We start from the raw sequence: 23,353 nt of genomic DNA, 5'->3' as shown, positions 1-23,353 counted from the left end.
ATCAGTGGGCGAGGACCCGGGACAGGAATGCCTGGGTACGTTCGTTCTGGGGGTTATCGAACACCTCGTCCGGTTTGCCCTGCTCGACGATCTGACCTTCGTGGATATAGATCACCCGGTCGGCCACTTCACGGGCGAAGCCCATCTCGTGGGTGACGACCATCATGGTCATTCCTTCCTTGGCCAGCTCGCGCATGACGTCCAGCACTTCACCGATCATTTCCGGATCGAGCGCTGATGTCGGCTCATCGAACAGCATCAGGCGCGGTTCCATGGCCAGAGCGCGGGCGATGGCAACGCGCTGCTGCTGGCCGCCGGATAGCTGGCTCGGGTACTTGTCGGCCTGATTGCCGATGCCCACCCGATTGAGCAATCGTTCGGCGGTGGCGTTGGCGACGGTCTCCGAGCTGCTCTTGACCTTCTGTGGCGCCAGCATGATGTTCTTCTTCACCGTCAGGTGCGGGAACAGATTGAACTGCTGGAACACCATGCCGACTTCCTTGCGGATCTCGGCCAGGGATTTCGGGTTGCCGCTCTTCGGCGCGAGCGGATGGCCATCCACCGTGAGGTGGCCGGATTCGAATTCTTCCAGACCGTTGACGCAGCGGATCAGGGTGGACTTGCCGGAGCCACTGGCGCCGATGATAACCACCACTTCGCCTTTGGCGACAGTGAGGTCAATGTCTTTCAGGACATGCAGCTTGCCGAAGTACTTGTTCATGCCCTTCATTTCTACAATATCAGTCATGAGTCGCTTTCCTTCAGACAGAGGCCAGACCGCGCCGCTCAACGTAGCGGAGGATCAGGGACAACGAGAGGGTAATGGCGAGATACAGGATCGCGACCACGAAATACACCTCGAACGCGGTGAAGGTATTGGCGATGTAGATCTGACCCTGGCGGACCAGCTCGCCGACACCAATGACCGAGAACAGTGACGTGTCCTTGATGCTTACAATGGCCTGGTTGCCCAGGGGCGGGATCATCCGGCGGAATGCCTGAGGCCAGATGATGGACCAGAAGGTCTGGGTCCGGGACAGGCCAAGGGAAAGGCCGGCTTCGGTCTGGCCTTTGTCGATGGACTGGACGCCACCGCGCACGACCTCTGAGATGTAGGCGCCGGAGTTCAGGGCAATGGCCGCGATGCCTGCAGTCAGGGGGTCGATGGGGCCGCCGATCAGGTCAGGCAGGCCGTAAAAGATGAACAGCACCTGCACCAGGATGGGCGTGCCGCGGAAGATTTCGATGTACGCGGTTGCCGGCCAGCGCAGGAACCATTTCTTGTTGATGCTCAGAAGGCCGAAAAAGATGCCGAGGGCAAAGCCGATAATAAGGCCGCCAAATGAGATCAACAGGGTGTAGGGAATCCCCTCGAGTAGAAAGGGAATGGAGTCGATGGCCGCTTGCCAATCGAACTGAAACTGGAATTCCACAGTGAGAATCTCCGAAGGGTTTTGCAGTCAGGAATAGCCGGGGTGGAGTCACCCCGGCGCAGGGAATCAGACCCTGTGGGTCCGGCTGCCCTTACATGCCTTCCGGCATCGGGCCAAACCACTTCTCGTAAATGGTCTTGTAGGTGCCGTCTTCCTTCATGGCAGCGAGGGCCTCATTCACGTCGTCAACCCATTCACTGCCGTCCTTGAGCGCAATGCCGTACTGCTGGCCTTCATACAGCTTGCCAACGGTCATGACCTTGCCTTCTCCCTTGGTGCGGGCGAAGTAACCAACGTTCGGAGCGTCGTAGAAGACCGCATCAATGGCCCGTGACATCAGCGCCATGTACATGTCGGAGCTGCCCGGATACGGGGTAACGCCGTCGTCCTGATCGAGGGTCTTCATCAGGTAATCGTAACTGGTGGACCCGATCTTGGTGCCGATCTTCTTGCCTTCGAGGTCTTCCAGCGTCTTCACGCTGTCCTCACCCTCGCGCACCAGAATGCGCAGACCGGAGTCATAGTACGGGTCGGAGAAATCGACAATCTGCTCACGCTCTTCGGTGATTGTGATGCCGGCAATGGCGATGTCCACGTTGCCGGTTTGAAGAGCCGGGATGATGCCATTGAAATCCATGGTGTTGAGGTCAATTTCAAAGCCGGCACGCTTGCCCACTTCGCGGATGATCTCCATGTCGAAACCGATCATCTCACCGGTTTCCTGATCCATCATTTCAAACGGAACGAAACTCGGGTCCGTGACGACGCGCAGGGTCTCTGCGCTGACGGTTCCTGCGGCGACGGTGAGTGCGAGGCTGGCGCCAATGGTTTTCAGCCATTTTGTACTCATGCTTTCTCCTTTCGCTTTCTATGATGCTCCGTCTGCCCGGTAAGGCAGGCCGACAATCACGGCTGGTGACTGTGAAAGCCGGGGAGCGTTAATGGAACTGCATCGCAGGGAGTTTAGCTGAATGATCAGCAATTTGCAGGCCAGAGCCCAAATGCGCGGGGGATCATGTCTGTAAAACGCAACGGCTAGCGGTCCATGCAGGGTGGTCTAAACTAAGCAGCGAGCGGGGGTTGGCCGCGGATCGTTCCAGGGTTTTTGTCCGAGTCGCTCCTGTAAAACTGGATTTGATGGAGACTGATGCAATGGAGATGTTTCGGATCGCCCTGGTGGCGTGCGCATTGATGTTCCTTTCACTGACGTCCGCCACCGCAGCGGATAAGCCCAATATCCTCATAATCTGGGGCGACGACGTTGGAATGTGGAATATCAGCGCCTATCACCGTGGGATGATGGGGGGCTCCACTCCCAATATCGACAGCCTTGCCACTGAAGGAATGATTTTCATGGATCATTATGCCCAGGCCTCCTGTACGGCGGGGCGGGCCGCCTTCATTACCGGGCAGTACCCAATCCGTACCGGCTTGACGACGGTCGGGCTCCCGGGGGCCAAGGAGGGGATCCAGGACAGTGATCCGACCCTCGCGCAGATGCTCAAGGACCATGGCTACGCCACCGGACAGTTTGGCAAGAACCACCTGGGCGATCGCGATGAGCATCTTCCTACCGCCCATGGCTTCGATGAATTCTACGGCATCCTCTACCACCTCAATGCCGGGGAGTACCCAGAGCAGTACGACTACCCCAAGGACGAAAAGGTGCTGGAGAAGTACGGGCTCAAGCAACGGGGTATCATCCACTCCAAGGCATTGCCGGATGGCACGCAGGAGATCAGGGACCTTGGCCCGTGGGGCCGGGAGGTGCAACGAAATCTTGACCAGGACGTGCTGGAGGAATCCAAGCGCTTCATCAAAAAGGCAGTCGATGACGACAAGCCGTTCTTCGTCTGGCACAACACCACCCGCATGCATTACCGCACCAACCTCAACGAGGAGTATGAGGGCAAGAGCGGTTACGGGCTCTACGCGGACGGCATGATGGAGCTGGATGACGACGTTGGCGAGCTGCTTGAGCTTCTCCAGGAGCTTGAGGTGGACGATAACACCATCGTGATGTTCTCAACCGATAACGGGGCCCCCTCCAATTCCTGGCCCGATGGTGGCAACCATCCCTTCCACGGCGAGAAGGGCGTGGGTGGCTGGGAAGGCGGTTTCCGCGTGCCGATGCTGGTGAAGTGGAAAGACAGGATTCCGGCCGCAACCCACACCGGGGAGTTCATGACCATGGAAGACTGGGTGCCCACACTGATGGCCTGGGTCGGCGACGATGACATCAAGGAAGACCTGCTTGATGGCATGCAGATCGGTGGGAAGGACTTCAAAGTCCACCTGGACGGTTACGACCAGAGCGACCTGCTTCTGAACAACGGTAAAAGCAAGCGCAAGGAGTTCTTCTACTTCACCGAGACGGTTTTCCATGGAATGCGCTATGGTGACTGGAAGCTCCTGTTCATCGATCAGGAAGAGTGGTTCCGGGCAGAACAGACGCCCCTGTCCACGCCGATCGTGATCAACCTGAAGCTGGACCCGTTCGAGCGTTTCATTGAAGCCCGGGGCTATGACGAGTGGGCCGAGAACCGGAGCTGGATTCTGGGACAGGCCGGGAAAGGCATTGGCAGGTTCGTTGAGACGTTCAAGGAATATCCGCCCAGCCAGAAAGGTATGTCGGTGCAGGTCACCAATCTGAGTGAGATGATCAATAACCAATCCATCAGCCGGTAGTCGGGATCGCTTCTGGCAGGATGGCAAAGAAAAAGGCGCTGCCGAACACGCACGTGCGTGTCGGACAGCGCCTTTTTTGTGGCTGCCAGAACGCCCGGGCGGTACCGGGCCGCCTGGCCAGGCGTGATCAGAAGGAGATCTTCTCCCGCTCGCTGATGCCAAGGTTTTCCCAGATCCTGAGGCTGGGCTGCGCCTGGTTCAGCGTGTAGAAGTGCAGGCCGGGCGCGCCGGCCCGGAGCAGTTTCTCACACATATTGGTCACCACCTCTTCACCGAACTTGCGGATGCTGTCGGTGTCATCGCCGTAGGCTTCCAACTGCTTGCGAATCCAGCGGGGGATTTCCGCGCCACACATGTCGGAGAACCGCACCAGATTGGAGAAATTGACGATGGGCATGATGCCCGGCACCACCGGAATGGTGACGTCCATTTTTTCCAGACGGTCGATGAAGTAGAAATAGCTGTCGGCATTGAAGAAGTACTGGGTGATAGCGCTGTTGGCGCCGGCCTTCACCTTTCGGGCGAAGTTCTGCAGGTCCTCTTCGGCGTTACGGGCCTGTGGGTGAAACTCCGGATAGGCGGCCACCTCAAGGTTAAAGGTGTCGCCGCTGTGCTCGCGAATGAATTCCACCAGCTCGTTGGCGTAGCGGAGCTCGCCGGCCGCTCCCATGCCCGAGGGCATGTCGCCCCGAAGGGCAACGATCCGGTTGATCCCGTTCTCTTTGTACAGATCCAGCAGTTCGCCGATATCCTGGCGGGTGCCGCCCACGCACGACAGGTGGGGCGCGGTGGAAATGCCCTGCTTATGCAGGTTGAGCACGGTTTCAATGGTGCGGTCCCGGGTGGAACCACCGGCACCGAAGGTGACCGAGAAAAAGTCCGGGTTCACCTCGGCCAGCTGACTGCGCACATTCTGCAGCTTTTCCTTGCCCGGATCGGTCTTGGGCGGGAAAAACTCGAAGCTGAAGCGGCGCTTGAACTGTTTCTGACTTTGCATGGGAACGGTCCGATCAGTACTTGTAGCTTTCCGGCTTGTACGGGCCTTCGACCGGTACACCGATGTATTTGGCCTGCTCCGGGGTCATCTTGGTGATGACGCCGCCAAAACCTTCGACCATGGCGCGGGCCACTTCCTCGTCCAGGTGCTTCGGCAGAACCTGAACGTAGACACCCTTCTCGCGAGCGTCTTCCGGAAGATCGGCAAACTTGCGCTCGAACAGGTAAATCTGAGCCAGTACCTGGTTGGCAAACGAGCCATCCATGATTCGTGACGGGTGACCGGTCGCATTACCCAGGTTCACCAGGCGTCCTTCGGACAGCAGGATCAGGTGGTCATTCGTTGCCTTGTCGCGGTAGACCACGTGGACCTGCGGTTTGACCTCGTCCCACTCCCAGTTCTTGCGCATGTAGGCGGTGTCGATCTCGTTGTCGAAGTGCCCGATGTTGCAGACCACGGCCCCGCTCTTGAGCGCCTTGAGCATGTGCGCGTCGCACACGGTCATGTTGCCGGTGGTGGTGACCAGCAGGTCGGTGTTTTGCAGCAGGGCCCGGTCGACGCCCGCCTCGGTGCCGGTGTTCACACCCTCAAGATAGGGGGACACCACTTCGAAACCATCCATGCACGCCTGCATGGCGCAGATCGGATCGGCTTCGGTGACTTTTACAATCATGCCTTCCTGGCGCAGGGACGCAGCTGAGCCCTTGCCGACGTCGCCATAGCCGATCACCAGCGCCTTCTTGCCGGCGAGCAGGTGGTCGGTGGCGCGCTTGATGGCGTCATTCAGGCTGTGACGGCAACCGTACTTGTTGTCGTTCTTGGACTTGGTGACGGCGTCATTCACGTTGATGGCAGGCACCTTCAGGGTGCCCTCGCGCAGCATTTCCTGCAGGCGGTGTACGCCGGTGGTGGTTTCTTCGGTGACGCCGTGGCAGTTGGCCAGGATCTCCGGGTATTTTTCGTGGAGCAGCGCGGTCAGATCGCCACCGTCGTCCAGGATCATGTTCGGTTCCCAGCCGTCGACGTCGGCACCGACGGTGCGCTCGAGGCACCAGTCGTATTCCTCGTCGGTCTCGCCTTTCCAGGCAAACACCGGGATGCCCTGGGCGGCGATCGCCGCAGCGGCCTGGTCCTGGGTGGAGAAAATGTTGCACGAGGACCAGCGCACAGAGGCGCCCAGCTCGATCAGCGTTTCGATCAGCACGGCGGTCTGGATGGTCATGTGGATGCAGCCCATGATATTGGCGCCTTTCAGCGGCTGCTCGGCTTTGTACTTCTCGCGGAGCTTGATCAAGGCCGGCATCTCGCCTTCGGCGATGTTGATTTCCTTGCGGCCCCAACCGGCGAGGGAAATATCGCGGATTTTGTAGTCGTCAAAATTGTTCAGTTGTTCTGCCGGAGTGCTCATGGATGTTCTCCTGTCAGTAATTTGGGCTTGGGCGCATGCCTTCTGTCATACGCCCGAAACAGATTTAGATACCAGCGGCGTCTTTCAGTGACGCTGCGCGGTCGGTCTTTTCCCATGGGAAGGCGGTGAAGGATTTGCCGCCCACCGTCATCTCGAACGGCTCGCGACCAAAGTGGCCGTAGGCAGCCGTCGCCCGGTACATCGGGTGCAGCAGGTCCAGCATGTTGGTGATCGCGTACGGACGCAGGTCGAAGTGCTCACGCACCAGCTGGATGATCTTGTCGTCGCCGATCTTGCCGGTGCCGAAGGTGTTCAGGGAGATGGAGGTCGGCTGTGCCACGCCAATAGCGTAGGAAACCTGGATCTCGCACTTGTCGGCCAGGCCGGCAGCCACGATGTTCTTGGCGACGTAACGGCCAGCGTAGGCGGCGGAACGGTCAACCTTGGACGGATCCTTCCCGGAGAAGGCACCACCGCCGTGGCGGGCCATGCCGCCGTAGGTGTCCACGATGATCTTACGGCCGGTCAGACCGCAGTCGCCCACGGGGCCACCGATCACGAACTTGCCGGTGGGATTGATGTGGAACTGGGTGTCCTTGTGCAACAGTTCTGCCGGCAGAGCGTGCTTGACGATCAGCTCCATCACGGCTTCTTTCAGGTCCGCCTGGGTCACGTCTTCGTCGTGCTGGGTGGACAGAACCACCGCATCGATACCGGCAACGCGGCCGTTCTCATAGCGGCAGGTGACCTGACTCTTGGCATCCGGGCGCAGCCAGGGCAGCAGCCCGCTCTTGCGGGCCTCAGCCTGGCGCTGGACCAGCCGGTGCGAGAAGGTGATAGGAGCGGGCATCAGTACGTCGGTTTCGTTGCTGGCATAGCCGAACATCAGGCCCTGGTCGCCAGCACCCTGATCTTCCGGCTTCTGGCGGTCAACGCCCTGGGCGATGTCGACGGACTGTTTGCCGATGATGTTGATCACACCGCAGGTGTCGCCATCGTAGCCGACTTCGGAGGAGGTGTAGCCGATGTCCTTGATAACACCACGCACCAAATCTTCCAGATCCACCCAGGCGCTGGTGGTGATTTCGCCGCCGACAATGGCAACGCCGGTTTTTACCATGGTTTCGCAGGCTACGCGGGCGTGCGGGTCGTCGGTCAGGATCGCGTCCAGAACCGCGTCGGAAATCTGGTCCGCGAGTTTGTCCGGATGGCCCTCGGAAACCGACTCGGAAGTGAAGATGCTGTAGTCAGACATAGAGTTGCTGCTCCTCGTTGAGCGATTCAAATTCGTGCCGGTGGGTGTCACAAATGACAGGTGCCGGCGACCGCGTTTTTGGTGTTTTTCGGGTATACGTAGAACTACTTACACCCATATCAAAGTTTTTTGATATTCCATTTTGGCCATTCCGTTTCAGGACTGGCCCGTTGTCTTCCAGAATTCCCGGACCTGCACCTGAAAGCCATTGCGCAGGCCGATAAACAGTTGTTCTCCGGCGTTAAGTCCCGCCTCCGCCGCCCAGGCGGTCAGCTCCTCCGGTTCAAAGCCGAGCCAGAGATCGCCGCAGTTTTCCTTGGCCCAGTCCTGATCGTGGCTGCACAGTTCGCTGATCACGAAACAGCCGCCGTTATTCATCAGGGCCGCGGCGTCCAGAAAGATGTCCGCCGGGCTGGGCACATGGTGCAAAACCATGTTTGCCACCACCAGGTCGAACGCATCGCCGCGGGCAAGCAGGGTGTCGGTAACGCCCTCGATCATGTCCACGTTGTTCAGCCGCTCGTCGATGCAGGTCCGGGTGGCCTTGGCCAGCATGTCCCGGCTGTTGTCCAGCGCGACCACGTGGCTGGACAGCTCAGACAGCACCTTGAGGAAGGCTCCTTCGCCCGGCCCGATCTCCAGGGTCGTTTGCCAGGCCTGTTTGGCCGCCCGCTTGCGCAGTAACTCCGCCACCGGTGCGGCGTACAGGTCGAAGGCAGCAATCAGTTCCTGCTGCTCCCGGAACTGTTCCGCGTGGCGGGCAAAGAATACCTGGGACTGGTCTGCCCGCTGGGTCCGGATGGCCTCGATCTTCTCCTGCAGGTGGCCGGGCAACGCCACCCGGTCGACGGTTTCGAAGATCTGACGGATGGTCTGATCCGTCAGCTTGTCACTGTCCAGGTGCAGGGGGCGACGATAGAAGATGGCGTTGCCCTCGCGCTGCGGCTCCAGCAGGCCGGCCTTGTGCATCACCTTCAGGTGGTGGCTCATGCCCGACTGTCGCATCTCGAATAACTGGCTCAGTTCCAGTACGCCGAAGGTGTCCCGGCGCAGCACACGCAGAATCTCCAGGCGTAGCGGATCGCCGCTCGCCTTGAAGATCGGAGCCAGGGCGTCCACGGAGGACAGGTCGTTCGCGTGTGCATTCATGGATGTCATGGTTGCGAAGTGTAGGTCGGTTCCGGTGGTCAATCAATAGCCATATCAAAAAATTTTGATATAGATTTATCATTCTTTGAAATCAGTCCATTTCGGGAATCCGCAGCGCCACTTTGTGCGAATAGCTGCATACCGATTTGCCCCGGCACACAGTAATCGGCGAAAATACGCGCCTCTTTTTTAGACAGTCCGAAATCTTTCCCGAAAAACACTGGAGAAACGTCAATGCCGTCCCGTAAAGATCTCGCCAACGCCATTCGCGCGCTGAGCATGGATGCGGTTCAGAAAGCCAAGTCCGGCCACCCGGGTGCGCCCATGGGTATGGCGGATATCGCCGAGGTACTGTGGAACGACTACCTGAGCCACAACCCGGCCAACCCTCAGTGGGCCAACCGCGACCGCTTCGTGCTGTCCAACGGTCATGGCTCCATGCTGCAGTATTCACTGCTGCACCTGAGCGGGTACGACGTTTCCATTGATGATCTCCAGAATTTCCGCCAGTTGCATTCCAAGACCCCGGGTCACCCGGAATACGGCTACACCCCGGGCGTTGAAACCACCACCGGTCCGCTGGGTCAGGGCATCGCCAACGCGGTCGGTTTTGCCCTTGCTGAAAAGGCGATGGCTGCGCAGTTCAACCGCCCTGGCCACGAGATCGTGGATCACTACACCTACGCTTTCCTCGGTGATGGTTGCCTGATGGAGGGCATCTCCCACGAGGTGTCGTCACTCGCCGGTACCCTGGGCCTCGGCAAACTGATCTTCTTCTACGACGACAACGGCATTTCCATTGACGGTGAGGTCGACGGCTGGTTCACCGACAATACCCCGCAGCGTTTCGAATCCTACGGCTGGCAGGTCATTCCCGCCGTTGACGGGCATGATCCGGACGCCATCCGCGCGGCGATTGAAGCTGGCCGCGCCAACACCGAGCAGCCGACCCTGATTTGCTGCAAGACCATCATCGGCTTCGGCTCGCCGAACAAGCAGGGCAAGGAAAGCTGCCACGGCGCGCCGCTGGGCGACGACGAAATTGCCCTGACTCGGGAGCAATTGGGTTGGGACCACGGTGCGTTCGAGATTCCGTCCGAGATTGCGGCGGCCTGGAACGCGCGCGAGAAAGGCGCCGCGGCCCAGTCCGAGTGGGAACAGAAGTTCGCGGCCTACGAAAAGGCCGAGCCGGAGCTGGCGGCAGAGTTCAAACGCCGGATGGCTGGCGAACTGCCGGCCGATTTCTCGGAGAAGGCCCAGGCCTATATCCAGGAATGTCAGGACAAGGGCGAGACCATCGCCAGCCGCAAGGCCTCCCAGAACACCCTGAATGCCTACGGTCCGCTGCTGCCGGAACTGATGGGCGGGTCGGCCGACCTGGCCGGCTCCAACCTCACCATCTGGAGTGGCAGCAAGGGCCTGACCAAGGAAGACGCCAGCGGCAACTACATCTTCTACGGTGTGCGCGAGTTCGGCATGGCGGCGATCATGAACGGTATCGCCCTGCACGGCGGTTTCGTGCCCTACGGTGCGACCTTCCTGATCTTCATGGAATACTGCCGCAATGCGGTCCGCATGGCGGCGCTGATGAAGCAGCGTTCCATCTTTGTCTTCACCCACGACTCCATTGGCCTGGGTGAGGACGGACCCACGCACCAGCCGGTCGAACAGCTGGCCAGCCTGCGCACCACCCCGAACATGAGCACCTGGCGTCCGGCCGACACCGTGGAATCTGCGGTGGCCTGGAAGGCAGCCCTTGAGCGCAATGACGGCCCGACTGCGATGGTGTTCTCCCGCCAGGGCCTGCCGGCCCAGGCGCGTGATGCCCAGCAACTGACCGATGTCGCCAAGGGCGGTTACGTGCTGTCTGACAGCGAAGGGACACCGGACCTGATCCTGATCGCCACCGGTTCGGAAGTGGCGCTGGCCCAGGATGCGGCCGGCAAACTGCGGGAGCAGGGCAAGAAGATCCGTGTCGTGTCCATGCCGTCCACCGATGTGTTCGAGGCCCAGAGTGCGGCCTACAGGCAGCAGGTGCTGCCGCTGGAAGTGACCAACCGCATTGCCATTGAGGCAGCCATTGCCGACTACTGGTACAAGTACGTTGGTCTGGACGGTCGCGTTATCGGCATGACCACTTTCGGCGAGTCTGCGCCAGCGGGCGAGCTGTTCAAGGAATTCGGCTTTACCGTCGATAACATCCTCGAGGTGGCCTCCGAACTTCTGGAAGCGTGATGACAGAGACCGCGCCGTTTCGCATAGCCATCAATGGGTACGGCCGGATCGGTCAGTGCGTGTTGCGGGCACTCTACGAAAACGGTTATCGCGATCACCTGCAGGTGGTCGCGATCAATGAGCTGTCAGATATCGACACCATTGCCCACCTGACGCGCTATGACTCCACCCATGGCCGGTTTCAGGGGACCATTGACGTTGAAGACAGCGATCTTATCGTGAACGGCGACCGGATCCGGATTCTGAATCATCCGGACCCGGCTGACCTGCCGTGGCGTCTGCTGGACGTGGACCTGGTGCTGGAGTGCTCGGGTGCCTTCTCCGATCGGGAGACGGCCCAGAAGCACATCGATTCCGGGGCCGGGCACCTGCTGTTCTCCCAACCGGCCGAATCCGATGTGGACCGCACAGTGGTCTTTGGCATCAACGACGGCGAACTGACCGGCAACGACCTGATTGTTGCTGCCGGTTCCTGCACAACCAACTGCCTGGTGCCGGTGATCAAGGTGCTGGACGATGCGCTGGGCGTAGAGTGGGGCACCACCACCACCATCCACGCCGCGATGAACGACCAGCCGGTAATTGACGCCTATCACCATCAGGATCTGCGCCGGACCCGCAGTGCCCTCCATAACATTGTCCCGGTTGAAACCGGTCTGGCACGCGGGATCGAGCGGCTCCTCCCCCGCATGGAAGGCCGTTTCAGCTCCGTGGCCATGCGGGTGCCAACCCTCAACGTGTCGGCAATCGACATGGTTGTTAATGTTCGCACCGCCACCTCGGTGGGAGCGGTTAACAAACTGTTAGAGGGCGCCGCAAACAGTGCTTTAAACGGTATCCTTGGCTACACCGATGAGTTGCTCGCCAGCTCCGACTTCAACCACGACTCCCATTCCGGGGTGGTCGACGGCGGCCAGACGCGGGTAACCGGGGGCAACCTGGTGAAAGTATTATGCTGGTTCGATAACGAGTGGGGTTTTGCGAACCGGATGCTTGATGTCAGCCGCTGTTGGCTGAGCAAGACTGACAACTGAATTTAAGACCAAATCAAGGGAACAAGAGTATGGCCATCAAAAAGATGACTGACCTGAACCTCGCCGGCAAGCGGGTATTGATCCGCGAAGATCTTAACGTGCCGGTCAAAGCCGGAAAGGTAACCAGCGATGCCCGCATCCGTGCCTCCCTGCCGACCATCAAGGCAGCGCGAGACGCCGGCGCCAAGGTCATGTTGATGTCCCATCTTGGCCGTCCGGAAGAAGGTGTCTACGACGAGGCTTCCTCCATGAAGCCGGTGGCCGAGCACCTGTCCGGCATGTTGGGCCAGGACGTCCGCCTGATCACGGACTACCTCGACGGCGTCGAGGTGGCTGACGGCGAAGTGGTGCTGTTCGAGAATGTGCGCTTTAACAAGGGTGAGAAGAAGGACAATGAAGAATTGTCCAGAAAGTACGCGGCCCTGTGTGACGTTTATGTCATGGACGCTTTTGGCACCGCCCATCGCGCCCAGGCCTCCACACACGGTGTGGCCCGGTTTGCCCCGGAAGCCTGTGCCGGTCCGTTGCTCGCCGCGGAACTGGAAGCCCTGGGTAAGGCGCTGGACAACCCGGCCAAGCCGGTGGTCGCCATCGTGGGCGGCTCCAAGGTGTCCACCAAGCTGGACGTGTTGAACGCGCTTGAAAAGGTCTGTGACCAGATCATTGTGGGCGGCGGCATTGCCAATACGTTCCTGGCCGCTGCCGGCCATCCGGTGGGCAAGTCGCTGTGTGAACACGACCTGGTGGACACGGCCAAGGACATCGCTGCCCGAGTAGAAATCCCGCTGCCGGTGGATGTTGTGGTCGCCAGTGAGTTTGCCGAGACGGCCACCGCCACCACCAAGAACATCTCGGATGTGTCCGCTGACGACATGATCCTGGACGTCGGCCCGGAAACCGCGGGCAAGTTCGCGGATCTGCTCAAGAACGCCAGGACCATCCTCTGGAACGGTCCGGTTGGCGTGTTCGAGTTTGACCAGTTCGGCAACGGCACCAAGGCGCTGGCCGAAGCCATTGCCGAGAGCAATGCCTTCTCCCTGGCCGGCGGCGGAGACACGGTTGCCGCCGTTGACAAATACGGCGTAGCTGACAAGATTTCGTACATTTCCACCGGTGGTGGCGCCTTCCTGGAGTTCGTGGAAGGGAAGACCCTGCCCGCAGTTGCAGTATTGGAAGAACGCGGAGCCTAACAGCCGACGCCAGCGGCAGACGCCATCGTCTGCAAAGATTTCAATCGACTAATCAACGTCTAAACGAAGGAGACGACCCATGGCCCTGATTTCGATGCGGCAACTTCTGGATCACGCCGCCGAGCACGGTTACGGTGTGCCAGCCTTTAACGTGAACAACCTGGAACAGATGCGCGCCATCATGGAAGCCGCCGACAAGACCGATTCCCCGGTCATTGTTCAGGCCTCTGCCGGTGCCCGCAAATACGCCGGTGCGCCGTTCCTGCGACACCTGATCCTCGCGGCCATTGAGGAATTCCCCCACATTCCGGTGGTTATGCACCAGGATCATGGCACCAGCCCGTCGGTGTGCCAGCGTTCCATCCAGCTGGGCTTCAGCTCCGTGATGATGGACGGCTCCCTCGGTGAAGACGGCAAAACGCCGACCGAGTACGACTACAACGTCGACGTGACCCGTCGTACCGTGGAGATGGCGCACGCCTGCGGCGTTTCCGTGGAAGGCGAGCTGGGTTGCCTGGGCTCCCTGGAAACCGGCCAGGCCGGTGAAGAAGACGGCATCGGCGCTGAAGGTACCCTGGACCACAGCCAGATGCTGACCGATCCGGAAGAGGCGGCCGACTTCGTACAGAAAACCCACGTCGATGCCCTCGCCATCGCCATCGGCACCAGCCACGGGGCTTACAAGTTCACCCGTCCGCCGACCGGCGATATCCTGGCCATTGACCAGATCAAGGCCATCCACGCCCGGATCCCGGACACCCACCTGGTTATGCACGGTTCCAGCTCCGTGCCCCAGGATTGGCTGAAGATCATCAACGAGTTCGGTGGTGAGATTCCCGAGACCTACGGCGTTCCGGTTGAAGAAATCGTCGAGGGCATCAGGCACGGCGTTCGCAAGGTCAACATCGACACCGACCTGCGCCTGGCCAGCACCGGTGCGGTTCGCCGTTTCCTGGCGGAGAACCCCGCCGAATTCGACCCGCGCAAATTCCTGAAGGCCACCATGAAGGCGATGACGGACGTTTGTATTGACCGTTACGAAGCCTTCGGTACCGCCGGCAACGCCAGCAAGATCAAGCCGATCAACCTGGAGCAGATGTTCGAGCGGTATGCCTCCGGTGAGCTGGATCCGAAAGTGAAGTAAGTTCCTGTGCTACTGCCCCTTGACTTTTAGAGCTCGGGGGCAGAGCCCAGGACGAACAACCGTTCAGAAAACGCCCATGAATACATCCCTGTAGGGCTTGGTCGCGCCATCCCTGGCGCTCCACATTTCTGAACGGTTGCTCCCCCTGCGCTCTCTGAGCCTGATCTCCCCGCGCCAAATGATCTGTCTCAACTGAAAACAACACGAGCCTTGTAATTTCCCGCACCTCATCAAATATAGTAACTAGTATCCGGACAATTCGACCGGAAACAGGAATCTGTGGTGAGGACACGAATGGACTTCAAAGACTATTACGCCGCCCTCGGTGTGAGCGAGTCTGCCTCCCCCGAGGACATCAAGAAGGCCTACCGAAAACTGGCCCGGAAATACCATCCGGATGTCAGCAAGGAAACCGGCGCTGACGAAAAGTTCAAGGACGTCGGCGAGGCCTACGAGGTGCTTAAAGATCCCGAAAAACGGGCCGAATACGATCAGTTGCGCAAATATGGTGCCCGAGGGGACGGCTCGTTTGAGCCGCCACCTGGCTGGCAGAGTGCGTCCGGCTTTGGTGGCGGTGGCTATACTGACGCCGACGCCCGGCAGTTCAGTGATTTTTTCGAGGAAATCTTTGGAGGCGGCGCACACGCAGGGGGCTTTTCCCGGGGTGGATTCGGTGCAACCGGCAGGGCGGGAGGATTCCGCCAGAACATGCGTATCCGGGGTGAGGATGTCCACGCCAGGCTTGCGTTGTTTCTGGAGGAAGTTTTTCACGGATGCGAGAAACAGGTCTCGTTTACCGTGCACGAGCCGGACGAGCACGGCCGCATGATGCCGCGGCAGAAGACCCTGAAGGTAAAAATCCCGGCCGGGATGCGGGAGGGTCAGCATTTGCGCCTGAAAGGTCAGGGCTCGCCAGGCAGTGGCGGCGGCGACGCCGGTGATCTGCTACTGGAAATTGAACTGGCGCCGCACCCGACCTTCGCGGTAGAAGGTCGGGACGTCCTGGTTACGGTCCCCATTGCGCCCTGGGAGGCCGCGCTGGGGGCCAATGTCACGGTGCCGACGGTGGGTTCCCGGGTCAATGTGAAAGTGCCCAAGGGGTCGTCCAGTGGCCGGAAACTGAGACTGAAAGGCAAGGGTTTTCCGGGCAAGCACCCGGGCGACCAGATCGTGGTTCTCCAGATTGTGATGCCGGAGCACCATGCCCCGGAAGCCGAAAAACTCTACAAGCAATTGGCGGAGGCAGAAAGGAATTTCAACCCACGCAGTAAGCTGCACGTGTAATCATGGAGTAACGGCATGAGCAGGAACAACGAGACGCTGACGGTCGAGATTGTTGAGCCTCAGGCAACCTTCACGCTGCGCGAAATTTGCGAGCGAGGCGATTGCCACGCGGAACTGGTGTTGAAGATGGTGAGCTACGGGATTATCGAGCCCGTTGGAGCCCTCACGCAGGAGCAGGATCGACAGTGGGAATTCGATCTTGCTGCACTTCTGCGTCTTCAAAAGGCCATGCGGCTGCAGCGGGACCTGAAAATGAACCTGCCGGGATTGGCCATGTCACTGGAGCTCCTCGATGAAGTGGAGACCATGCGCCGGGAAATCGGCCGCCTTCGGCAGCAGTTGGGTCAGCTCTCACCGGATCAGGACAGCGACTGATCGTAAAGCCTGTTGTTGTTTACTTGCCGCTGGAGAGTTTCTCGATTTCCGCGTAGATCTTTTCGGCCTCCTCCATAAGCGTGCCGTGGGTGCGCAGGTCTCCGTTGCGTTGGGCATGCAGCGCCTTCTCGAGTTTGTCCTCGTAAGCTTTCTGCAGTTTTTTCTTTGGATCGCCTTTCAAAAATCCGAGCATGGTCGTGCTCCTTCCTTCGAGTGTTTTCAAGAGTACGGGGTGGCTGTTTAAAAGTTCACTCAACCCCGGGTTCCGGCTCCCTCACGGGAATCCGCACTGAAATAACTGCAACAAAATCCTACATAAAAACGCTCCCCTATGGTCCGGGTTTTGCTGAAACTATGCGAGATAAACCGCACGGGACGCTGGAAATAAACGCGAAGGATGCTGCAGTACCCACGTTGACGGAGTCCTTATGACCCCTCGATTTTTGAAACAGCTGGCCACAAGTCGGCTGCTAAGACCTGTTTTCCTGATACTGGTGATCGCCGGTCTGGCTCAGGTGGTGGTCAGTCAGTGGCTGATTTCAAACCAGGTTGAGCGCCTGGTGGCGACTGCCGGATCCGCTCTTGAGTCCAGCAGCAGTGAAGTCAGTCGGTCCTTCGGTGAAACCCGTGAAGATGTCCGGGGGCGCCTGCAGATCATGCGCGAGAAGACCATCGACGAACTGGCCAGCGAACTGACCCGGCAGCAGACGGACCAGCAGGAGCGCGTGGCCAGCAATGTTCGTTCCGCGGTGATGGCGGAGGCCCAGGGGCTGGCCAACGTGCTGGCGGCGGTTGCGGCCCCCCTGATCTGGGACCGGGACATTCCCCGCCTGACCGATCTCGTGGAACTGGCGGATGCCAGGGAGTCGGTGCTGTTTGCCATTTATTACGACCAGTACGGCGAACGCATGACCCGGTACGTGGATCGGACAGACGATCGGGTGCGCACCCTGATGGAGCAGGGAGAGGGCCGGGGTGCCGCAAACCGGGTTCTCGATGCGGCCAGCCGCGACCCCAACGTGGTCATCATTACCGCCGATATCAAGCCTCAGGGCTCGGCCATCGGCCAGCTCAAGCTGGGCTTGTCGCTCGAAGGCATCAATCGTGATCTGGCCCAGCTGGAGGAGGAGTTCAGCGCCACCATCTCGGGCAGCATAGAGGCGTCACGCCAGACCCTGCAGGCAGAAACGGAACAGGTGAACCAGCGGCTTCAGCAACAGCTGGCCGGCATGGGCGCCGATACCCAGGCGCGAATTCAGAACACCGTGGATTCCCTGAATCGTGAAGCCTCCAGCCTGGCGGCCAATCTTTCGATTCTGGCCATTGGTTCGGTGCTGGTGCTGATTATCCTGGTTGCGGCGGTGCTCGGGGGCGGCCTGTTGCCCCGGGTTCTGCGGCTGAGCTCGGCGATCTGGGGCATTGCGGACGGTGAGGCCGATCTGACCCGACGGGTGTCCCTGAAAGGCCGGGATGAGCTGACCGAAATGGCGCGGGGCATGAACCAGTTCATCGCACGGATCCAGGAGCTGGTTTCGGATGTGAAAGCCTCCGCCGAATCCGCTGCCGGGCAGGCACGGGAGCAGGGCGATATCAGCCGTGAGGCAGTATCGGCAGTAAACCATCAGCAGCGAGAGGTCGCCGACGTTTCCGAGACCATGGCCGCCATGTCGCGGAGCATCGCCGAGGTGGCCGACAGCATTCAGGAAGTGGCCGGATCGGTGCAGACCATTGGTGCGGAGAGTGAGGCCACCGCTGGAATTTCCCGGGACGTCCGGGAGCGGCTTGACGGCGTGGTGCGCAATGTTGAGTCGGCGGTAGCGGCGGTCAATGAGCTCAACCACCAGAGCACGGAAATCAATTCGGTGCTTTCGGTGATCGGTGCCATTGCGGAGCAGACAAACCTGCTGGCCCTGAATGCGGCTATTGAGGCCGCGCGGGCGGGCGAGTCTGGCCGGGGATTCGCGGTCGTCGCCGATGAGGTCCGGACACTGGCCAGCCGAACCCAGGAATCCACCACCGAGATCCAGACGATCATCGAGCGCCTCCAGCAGGGCAGTCGCCAGGCGGTGTCGGTCATAGACCGGGTGTCGGGTCAGGTGGCCGAGTCTTCAACAGAGTTCCGCAAGGCGGATGAGCACTTCGAACAGATTAACCAGTTGCTTGGCAGTCTGCAGGAGCGGGCGCTGACTATCTCTTCGGTAGCCGAGGAGGAGGGGCAGCATGCCGGCAAGGTCAGTGTCAGTGTTGAGGACATTGCCCGCTCGTCGGAAACCACTGTCGAGGCCATCCACCGCTCGGACAATGCCAGCCGCCGGATCGGCGAACTGCTGACGGCGCTTCAGGCCAAGGCGTCACAGTTCCGCGTGTAACGGCATCGGGGCCGCCTTTGCCGGGTCAGGCTGCCCGTCTCATCAACCGCAGAGCCGGGCCCGGGCGGCATCGTATTCCGATTTCAGTCGGCTCACCAGTGCCTGCACGCTGAGCACGTCATGGATCTGACTGACACCCTGGCCGGCTGACCACACGGTCTTCCAGGCTTTTGCCTCATCGTCCACCGGTTTCAGCTTCTCACCGTAATCAATGTCCCCGGCCTGGTTGAGTTTGTCCATCGGATAGCCGGCGGCCTCGAGGCTCTGGCGCATGAAGCTGGCGGGCACGCCCGAAACGGCGGGCGTGTGGATGATGTCCGCCGACACCGCCTCAATAATCATGTTGCGGTAGGCCTCCTCGGCCTGGGATTCCACGGTATTGATAAAGCGGGTGCCCAGGTAGGCCAGGTCCGCGCCCATGGCCTCGGCTGCCAGCAGGTCCTGCCCGTGTGAAAGGCCACCGGCGAGCAGCACCGTGCCGTCAAAGACCTCGCGGATCTCGTGCACCAGGACAACCGGGTTGATGGTGCCGGCGTGTCCACCGGCGCCTGCGGCCACCGCGATGATGCCGTCGACACCCGCCTCGGCGGCCTTGCGCGCGTGCTTCTGGTTGGTGACGTCGTGAAATACCGCGCCACCGTAACCGTGCACCGCGTCGACGACCTGGCTTGCTGCGCCCAGAGACGTGATGACAATGGGCACTCGATGTTTGACGCAAAGTTCCAGGTCCGACTGCCAGCGCGGGTTGGTGCGATGGACAATCAGATTGACCGCATAGGGAGCCACCGGGGCTCCGGGGTTCTGCTGCCGGAAGCGGTCAAGCTCGGAGTTCATTTGTTCGAGCCAGGCTTCAAACCCTTCGCTGGTGCGCTGGTTCAAAGCGGGAAAACTGCCCACCACCCCCTCCTTGCAGCACGCCAGGGCCAGTTCCGGGCCGGAGATCAGGAACATGGGCGCCGCCACCAGAGGCAGGGTCAGGTTGCCGGAGAGGGATGCTGGTAAGGCCATGAGTTTTCCTTAATTTTTGTTGGAACTTATATAGGTTATAAAGGATCTTAGCCTGCCGGGGTGGTCCTGAATACGGTCGCTGCCCCGGGAATGCGTGGAAAATACTACCAACAATAAGGAGCCCGCAATGGGTGAAGCAAAACGTCGCCGGGAAACCGGAGCCCCAGCGCCACAGAAAACCGGCAATAAGCCCCTGTATATCGGCGTGGCGGTATTGGTCTTGGCCGCTGTTGCCATCGGTCTGTTTTTCCTGACCGCCAAACCGAAGCCCTCTTCGAGTGAGCTGCCTGTTGCCGCGTCCAACGCCGATCCGTTTCCGGCCGAACTGGACCGGTATGGCGTGTCGGTGGGGCCCGCTGATGCCCCGGTTGTGGTGCGTGAGTTCGCAGACTACCAGTGCCCGGCCTGTGGCCGCTTCTCTGACGCCAGCCAGAAGCTGAAAGCACAGTATGTTGAAGCCGGAAAAGTCCGCTTTGTCTATTTCGACTTGCCGCTGCAGCAGCACCAGAATGCCATGCCGGCCGCCCAGGCAGCCCGCTGTGCCGGTGATCAGGATGCCTACTGGGACATGCATGACCAGCTTTTCGCGGCCCAGTCCGAATGGAGCAGCTCCGACGATCCGGTTGCCACGTTCACCCGTTATGCCGGGGATCTGGGCCTGGAGGAACGGCGATTTCGCCGGTGTATGACCACGGAGCTGCATCGTGAAGCCGTGGAAGAAAGCCGTCGTGTGGCCATGCAGTTGCGGGTTGCCAGTACGCCAACGGTGCTGGTGGACAATATCCGGCTGCCCCGTCCCGGATGGGGCCAGCTGTCCGCCGTGGTGGAACGGGAACTCGCCAACACGACCGAGTGACCGGAGGGTTTCGGCCAGTCCGCACTTGATCCCGGGCCAGAGTTGGTGAAAAATTGCGCCCTCTCTGGCTTGAGCCTTTGAATGAAACCAAACCCATGCTCCGGATTTACGGTCCGGCCCGCAGGAGAAAACATGAGCAATGATGTAGTTGTCTGCGCGCTTTACAAGTTCGCAGTTCTGAATGATTACCAGTCCCTTCGCCAGCCGTTGCTGGACACCATGTTGGCCAACGAGGTCCATGGCACCCTGTTGCTGGCGCGCGAGGGTATCAATGGCACCATCGCCGGCAGCCGCGAAGGTATCGATGCGGTCAAGGCGTGGATCGACCGTGATCAGCGTTTCGATGGAATTGACTACAAGGAATCGTTTGTGGACATCCAGCCGTTCAAGCGCACCAAAGTGAAGCTCAAGAAAGAGATTGTCACCATGGGCGTGGACGGGATCGATCCGAAGCGCATTGTTGGCACCTACGTGGATGCCCGGGAGTGGAATGACCTGATCTCCGATCCGGAGGTGGTGCTGGTGGACACCCGAAACCAGTACGAAGTGGAAATCGGCACCTTCGAGAATGCCCTGAACCCGTCCACGGACACCTTCCGGGAATTTCCGGACTACGTGAAGGAGAATCTCGATCCCTCGAAACACAGGAAGGTCGCCATGTTCTGCACCGGCGGTATTCGATGCGAGAAATCGACGGCCTATCTGAAAGAGCAGGGCTTCGAGGAGGTCTACCACCTCAAGGGGGGCATTCTGAAATATCTCGAGGAAGTGCCGGAGGAGCAGAGCCTGTGGCACGGGGAATGCTTTGTCTTTGATGACCGGGTCACGGTGAACCACCGTCTTGAACGGGGCGACTACGACCAGTGCCATGCCTGCCGGCGCCCGATTACCGAGGACGACAAACAGCGCCCTGAATACGAGCAGGGCGTGAGCTGCCACCAGTGCATCGACTCGTTGACCGAGGAGCAGAAAGCGCGGTTTGCGGAACGTGAACGACAGATGCGGCTGGCGGAGCAACGGGGTGAAGCCCACGTGGGTGGCGATGCCGCTCGCATCATCGCCGAACGAAAGGCTCTGAAAAGAGCGGAACGCGAACGTCAGGCGCGAAAAAGTCTGGCTGGCGAAAAGCATCGTAAATCCGCGGGAGCCTGAACCGACAAACCAGGAGCACTTCATGGAACTCAAGAACGCGGTCGCGATTGCCCTTATCGGAGCTGCTCCACTTGCCCAGGCTCAGGACCGGGGCGACGTCAACTCTGAGTTCGAGATTGGAATCCTGGTGACATCAGGCAATACCGAGGAAAGCAACCTGAATGGCCGGCTGGCCATTGGTAATGAATTTCCGCGCTGGCGTAACATGGCCGAGTTCAGTGCCAGGCACACCGAGTCGGAGGACGAAACCACGGCCGAGCAATACCAGGCCGAGGGCGAGACCAACTACAAGTTCGACGAGCGCCAGTACTGGTTCCTTCGGGGCGCCTGGGAGGATGATCGCTTTTCCGGTTATGACTTCGAGTCGTCGGTCACCGCAGGTTACGGTAATCGCCTGTGGGAGTCTGGTGATCAGTCATTCTGGAGCGTCTCCACGGGTCTGGGTTACCGGTACAATCGACTGGATGAACCCGATGAGAACGGCGAAAACGCCGAGGATTCCGCAATCGCCCGATTCGCCACCCAGTTTGATTACGCGATCTCCGACCGCGCCCTGTTTCGTCAGAAGCTGAGCACAGAAGTAGGCCTGGAGGAAAACAATACCATCAGTGAATCGGAAACCGCGTTGCAGGCGACCGTGGTCGGTAACCTGTCGATGAAAGCTGCGTTCCGGGTCAAACACGTCTCCGACCCGCCTGAAGGAAAAGAGCGTACGGATACTGAAACCGCCCTGACCCTGCTCTACACCTTCTGATCAGACGTTGTTCCGCAACCCCAGTTCATCCGGGTAGGGAGTGAGGTAGTGCTGGACGGTCAGGTAATCCACCGGCTCCCTGCGTTGCGCCATGCGCAGCAGGGTCATGGGCACAACGAGCGGCACCTCGCCGCGGCGGTAGGCTTCCATCTGTTCCAGCAGCACTTTCCGGTCTTCATCCCCCATGGAGTCGCGGAGGTAGCCCATCAGATGCTGCATGGCGTTCATGTGTGAACCCCGGCTGACCTTCTGGCTCATGGCCTCCATAAACAGGTGAATGTACCGGTCGGCAAGAACGTCCAGAGGCTCCGACTTCAGGTCGCCCAGCATGGGGCCGAGCTGGCGGTAGATCTTTTCCGAGTGCGCCAGCAGCTGGAATTTGTGGCGGGTGTGGAATTCGATCAGCGCCTTCGCACTCAGGTTCTCCCCGGCCACATTCTGCATCCAGTCGTCGTAGGCGAAGACCCGTTCGATAAAGTTTTCCCGGATCAGGTCATCGTTGAGCCGGCCCTCCTCTTCCACCGGCATCAGCGGATAGGTGCGGATCAAGGCTTCGGCGAACATGCCCCGGCCGTCCCGGCGCGTCACCTGGCCACCCTCATTGTGGACCTTGATCCGTTCCATACCGCAGCTGGGGGATTTCGCCATCAGGATGTAACCGCGCAGGTTGGCAAGCGTGGGCATTACCGCATCGATGAAGCCCTGCATGGCGTCGGTGTGATCGTTCTCGCCCTTGGTTTCGATCAGCCGTAATCCTTCGGGGTATTCCCTCAGATGTATGGCCGGGCGAGGCACTCCCAGGCCGGCCTCGAGCTCGGGACAGATCGAACGGAACTCGAAATGCCTGGACAGGACCTGGGTGCAGTAGCGGGAGTGTTTGTGTCCGCCATCATGACGGACCTCCTTGCCAAGAAGGCAGGTACTGATACCGACGGGAATCTCGCTCACGTAACCTCTCCGATCAATAAAAGGGTCTCTGTAATACGTGATTTCAGTCTAAACCGATCAAGTAGAGAAGGTGA

21 protein-coding genes are annotated in these 23,353 nt (G+C 59.9%); 11 read left to right on the top strand and 10 right to left on the bottom strand.

Going from position 1 to position 23,353, the window contains the following annotated elements; all coding sequences use genetic code 11:
* Position 1 precedes the first annotated feature (1 nt).
* From K0B93_RS08095 to K0B93_RS08085, 3 genes are all read right to left on the bottom strand, one after another.
* Complete coding sequence (locus K0B93_RS08095; protein WP_228743329.1) at positions 2 to 748, bottom strand: amino acid ABC transporter ATP-binding protein; 747 nt, start codon at positions 746 to 748, stop codon at positions 2 to 4.
* A 13-nt stretch (positions 749 to 761) separates the two neighbouring features.
* The gene (locus tag K0B93_RS08090) at positions 762 to 1,433 is read right to left on the bottom strand and encodes an amino acid ABC transporter permease (RefSeq protein ID WP_219866721.1); all 672 of its coding nucleotides are present in this window, start codon (positions 1,431 to 1,433) and stop codon (positions 762 to 764) included.
* Between the two features lie 91 nt (positions 1,434 to 1,524).
* Entirely contained in the window at positions 1,525 to 2,283 is a 759-nt protein-coding gene (locus K0B93_RS08085) for a transporter substrate-binding domain-containing protein (RefSeq protein ID WP_219866720.1), read from the bottom strand.
* Positions 2,284 to 2,585: 302 nt separating this feature from the next.
* On the opposite strand from K0B93_RS08085, the gene K0B93_RS08080 reads away from it, so the two are divergent.
* Entirely contained in the window at positions 2,586 to 4,121 is a 1,536-nt protein-coding gene (locus tag K0B93_RS08080) for an arylsulfatase (RefSeq protein ID WP_228743328.1), read from the top strand.
* A 127-nt stretch (positions 4,122 to 4,248) separates the two neighbouring features.
* Here the strand turns inward: K0B93_RS08080 and metF are convergent, their stop codons facing one another.
* From metF to K0B93_RS08060, 4 genes are all read right to left on the bottom strand, one after another.
* A complete protein-coding gene (gene metF / locus K0B93_RS08075) occupies positions 4,249 to 5,118 on the bottom strand; it encodes a methylenetetrahydrofolate reductase [NAD(P)H] (RefSeq protein WP_219866719.1) in 870 nt (289 codons plus the stop codon).
* A gap of 13 nt (positions 5,119 to 5,131) precedes the next feature.
* Positions 5,132 to 6,526, bottom strand: a complete 1,395-nt coding sequence (gene ahcY / locus K0B93_RS08070; protein ID WP_219866718.1) for an adenosylhomocysteinase — start codon at positions 6,524 to 6,526, stop codon at positions 5,132 to 5,134.
* Positions 6,527 to 6,590: 64 nt separating this feature from the next.
* Entirely contained in the window at positions 6,591 to 7,781 is a 1,191-nt protein-coding gene (gene metK, locus K0B93_RS08065) for a methionine adenosyltransferase (RefSeq protein ID WP_219866717.1), read from the bottom strand.
* Between the two features lie 156 nt (positions 7,782 to 7,937).
* Complete coding sequence (locus tag K0B93_RS08060; RefSeq protein WP_219866716.1) at positions 7,938 to 8,939, bottom strand: metalloregulator ArsR/SmtB family transcription factor; 1,002 nt, start codon at positions 8,937 to 8,939, stop codon at positions 7,938 to 7,940.
* Between the two features lie 225 nt (positions 8,940 to 9,164).
* Between K0B93_RS08060 and tkt the strand changes: the two genes are divergently transcribed.
* The 6 genes from tkt to K0B93_RS08030 all read left to right on the top strand — a co-directional run bounded on the left by tkt (position 9,165) and on the right by K0B93_RS08030 (position 16,192).
* Entirely contained in the window at positions 9,165 to 11,165 is a 2,001-nt protein-coding gene (gene tkt, locus K0B93_RS08055) for a transketolase (RefSeq protein WP_219866715.1), read from the top strand.
* Entirely contained in the window at positions 11,165 to 12,199 is a 1,035-nt protein-coding gene (locus K0B93_RS08050; protein WP_219866714.1) for a type I glyceraldehyde-3-phosphate dehydrogenase, read from the top strand. Before tkt ends, K0B93_RS08050 begins: the two co-directional genes overlap by 1 nt.
* Positions 12,200 to 12,228: 29 nt before the next feature.
* The gene (locus tag K0B93_RS08045; RefSeq protein ID WP_219866713.1) at positions 12,229 to 13,389 is read left to right on the top strand and encodes a phosphoglycerate kinase; all 1,161 of its coding nucleotides are present in this window, start codon (positions 12,229 to 12,231) and stop codon (positions 13,387 to 13,389) included.
* A 79-nt stretch (positions 13,390 to 13,468) separates the two neighbouring features.
* Entirely contained in the window at positions 13,469 to 14,533 is a 1,065-nt protein-coding gene (fba, locus tag K0B93_RS08040) for a class II fructose-bisphosphate aldolase (protein ID WP_219866712.1), read from the top strand.
* A 294-nt stretch (positions 14,534 to 14,827) separates the two neighbouring features.
* On the top strand, positions 14,828 to 15,817 hold the full coding sequence (locus K0B93_RS08035) for a DnaJ C-terminal domain-containing protein (protein WP_219866711.1): 990 nt from the start codon (positions 14,828 to 14,830) through the stop codon (positions 15,815 to 15,817).
* 15 nt (positions 15,818 to 15,832) lie between these two features.
* Positions 15,833 to 16,192: a chaperone modulator CbpM gene (locus K0B93_RS08030; protein WP_219866710.1), complete on the top strand. Its 360-nt coding sequence runs from the start codon at positions 15,833 to 15,835 to the stop codon at positions 16,190 to 16,192.
* Between the two features lie 19 nt (positions 16,193 to 16,211).
* Here the strand turns inward: K0B93_RS08030 and K0B93_RS08025 are convergent, their stop codons facing one another.
* Positions 16,212 to 16,385 carry a DUF6435 family protein gene (locus K0B93_RS08025; protein WP_219866709.1) on the bottom strand — a complete coding sequence of 58 codons (174 nt, stop codon included), beginning with the start codon at positions 16,383 to 16,385 and terminating at the stop codon, positions 16,212 to 16,214.
* A 235-nt stretch (positions 16,386 to 16,620) separates the two neighbouring features.
* Between K0B93_RS08025 and K0B93_RS08020 the strand changes: the two genes are divergently transcribed.
* Positions 16,621 to 18,561: a methyl-accepting chemotaxis protein gene (locus tag K0B93_RS08020; protein ID WP_219866708.1), complete on the top strand. Its 1,941-nt coding sequence runs from the start codon at positions 16,621 to 16,623 to the stop codon at positions 18,559 to 18,561.
* A gap of 42 nt (positions 18,562 to 18,603) precedes the next feature.
* On the opposite strand, the gene K0B93_RS08015 is transcribed toward K0B93_RS08020, so the two are convergent.
* A complete protein-coding gene (locus K0B93_RS08015) occupies positions 18,604 to 19,569 on the bottom strand; it encodes an NAD(P)H-dependent flavin oxidoreductase (protein WP_219866707.1) in 966 nt (321 codons plus the stop codon).
* A gap of 127 nt (positions 19,570 to 19,696) precedes the next feature.
* On the opposite strand from K0B93_RS08015, the gene K0B93_RS08010 reads away from it, so the two are divergent.
* The 3 genes from K0B93_RS08010 to K0B93_RS08000 all read left to right on the top strand — a co-directional run bounded on the left by K0B93_RS08010 (position 19,697) and on the right by K0B93_RS08000 (position 22,331).
* Complete coding sequence (locus tag K0B93_RS08010; protein ID WP_219866706.1) at positions 19,697 to 20,425, top strand: DsbA family protein; 729 nt, start codon at positions 19,697 to 19,699, stop codon at positions 20,423 to 20,425.
* A gap of 132 nt (positions 20,426 to 20,557) precedes the next feature.
* Positions 20,558 to 21,577 (top strand): rhodanese-related sulfurtransferase, encoded by a 1,020-nt coding sequence (locus tag K0B93_RS08005; RefSeq protein WP_219866705.1) that lies wholly within the window; start codon positions 20,558 to 20,560, stop codon positions 21,575 to 21,577.
* A gap of 22 nt (positions 21,578 to 21,599) precedes the next feature.
* Positions 21,600 to 22,331 carry a DUF481 domain-containing protein gene (locus tag K0B93_RS08000; protein ID WP_219866704.1) on the top strand — a complete coding sequence of 244 codons (732 nt, stop codon included), beginning with the start codon at positions 21,600 to 21,602 and terminating at the stop codon, positions 22,329 to 22,331.
* Here K0B93_RS08000 and K0B93_RS19400 read toward each other — a convergent pair whose 3' ends face one another.
* The gene (locus K0B93_RS19400) at positions 22,332 to 23,279 is read right to left on the bottom strand and encodes a YbgA family protein (protein WP_219866703.1); all 948 of its coding nucleotides are present in this window, start codon (positions 23,277 to 23,279) and stop codon (positions 22,332 to 22,334) included.
* Positions 23,280 to 23,353: the final 74 nt, after the last annotated feature.

It is taken from the genome of Marinobacter sp. F4218 (genome assembly GCF_019443085.1).
Taxonomy (GTDB): Bacteria; Pseudomonadota; Gammaproteobacteria; order Pseudomonadales; family Oleiphilaceae; genus Marinobacter; species Marinobacter albus.
This window is presented reverse-complemented; position numbering and strand designations above follow the sequence as displayed.

Bases quoted from the DNA above. Each gene is read 5' to 3' on its own strand.
- K0B93_RS08030 (WP_219866710.1), top strand. From the start codon at position 15,833: ATGAGCAGGAACAACGAGACGCTGACGGTCGAGATTGTTGAGCCTCAG.
- K0B93_RS08000 (WP_219866704.1), top strand. From the start codon at position 21,600: ATGGAACTCAAGAACGCGGTCGCGATTGCCCTTATCGGAGCTGCTCCA.
- K0B93_RS08010 (WP_219866706.1), top strand. From the start codon at position 19,697: ATGGGTGAAGCAAAACGTCGCCGGGAAACCGGAGCCCCAGCGCCACAG.
- K0B93_RS08050 (WP_219866714.1), top strand. From the start codon at position 11,165: ATGACAGAGACCGCGCCGTTTCGCATAGCCATCAATGGGTACGGCCGG.
- K0B93_RS08005 (WP_219866705.1), top strand. From the start codon at position 20,558: ATGAGCAATGATGTAGTTGTCTGCGCGCTTTACAAGTTCGCAGTTCTG.
- K0B93_RS08045 (WP_219866713.1), top strand. From the start codon at position 12,229: ATGGCCATCAAAAAGATGACTGACCTGAACCTCGCCGGCAAGCGGGTA.
- ahcY (WP_219866718.1), bottom strand. From the start codon at position 6,526: ATGAGCACTCCGGCAGAACAACTGAACAATTTTGACGACTACAAAATC.
- K0B93_RS08015 (WP_219866707.1), bottom strand. From the start codon at position 19,569: ATGGCCTTACCAGCATCCCTCTCCGGCAACCTGACCCTGCCTCTGGTG.
- K0B93_RS08035 (WP_219866711.1), top strand. From the start codon at position 14,828: ATGGACTTCAAAGACTATTACGCCGCCCTCGGTGTGAGCGAGTCTGCC.
- K0B93_RS08085 (WP_219866720.1), bottom strand. From the start codon at position 2,283: ATGAGTACAAAATGGCTGAAAACCATTGGCGCCAGCCTCGCACTCACC.
- metF (WP_219866719.1), bottom strand. From the start codon at position 5,118: ATGCAAAGTCAGAAACAGTTCAAGCGCCGCTTCAGCTTCGAGTTTTTC.
- K0B93_RS08080 (WP_228743328.1), top strand. From the start codon at position 2,586: ATGGAGATGTTTCGGATCGCCCTGGTGGCGTGCGCATTGATGTTCCTT.
- K0B93_RS08020 (WP_219866708.1), top strand. From the start codon at position 16,621: ATGACCCCTCGATTTTTGAAACAGCTGGCCACAAGTCGGCTGCTAAGA.
- metK (WP_219866717.1), bottom strand. From the start codon at position 7,781: ATGTCTGACTACAGCATCTTCACTTCCGAGTCGGTTTCCGAGGGCCAT.
- K0B93_RS08060 (WP_219866716.1), bottom strand. From the start codon at position 8,939: ATGACATCCATGAATGCACACGCGAACGACCTGTCCTCCGTGGACGCC.
- K0B93_RS08095 (WP_228743329.1), bottom strand. From the start codon at position 748: ATGACTGATATTGTAGAAATGAAGGGCATGAACAAGTACTTCGGCAAG.
- K0B93_RS08025 (WP_219866709.1), bottom strand. From the start codon at position 16,385: ATGCTCGGATTTTTGAAAGGCGATCCAAAGAAAAAACTGCAGAAAGCT.
- fba (WP_219866712.1), top strand. From the start codon at position 13,469: ATGGCCCTGATTTCGATGCGGCAACTTCTGGATCACGCCGCCGAGCAC.
- tkt (WP_219866715.1), top strand. From the start codon at position 9,165: ATGCCGTCCCGTAAAGATCTCGCCAACGCCATTCGCGCGCTGAGCATG.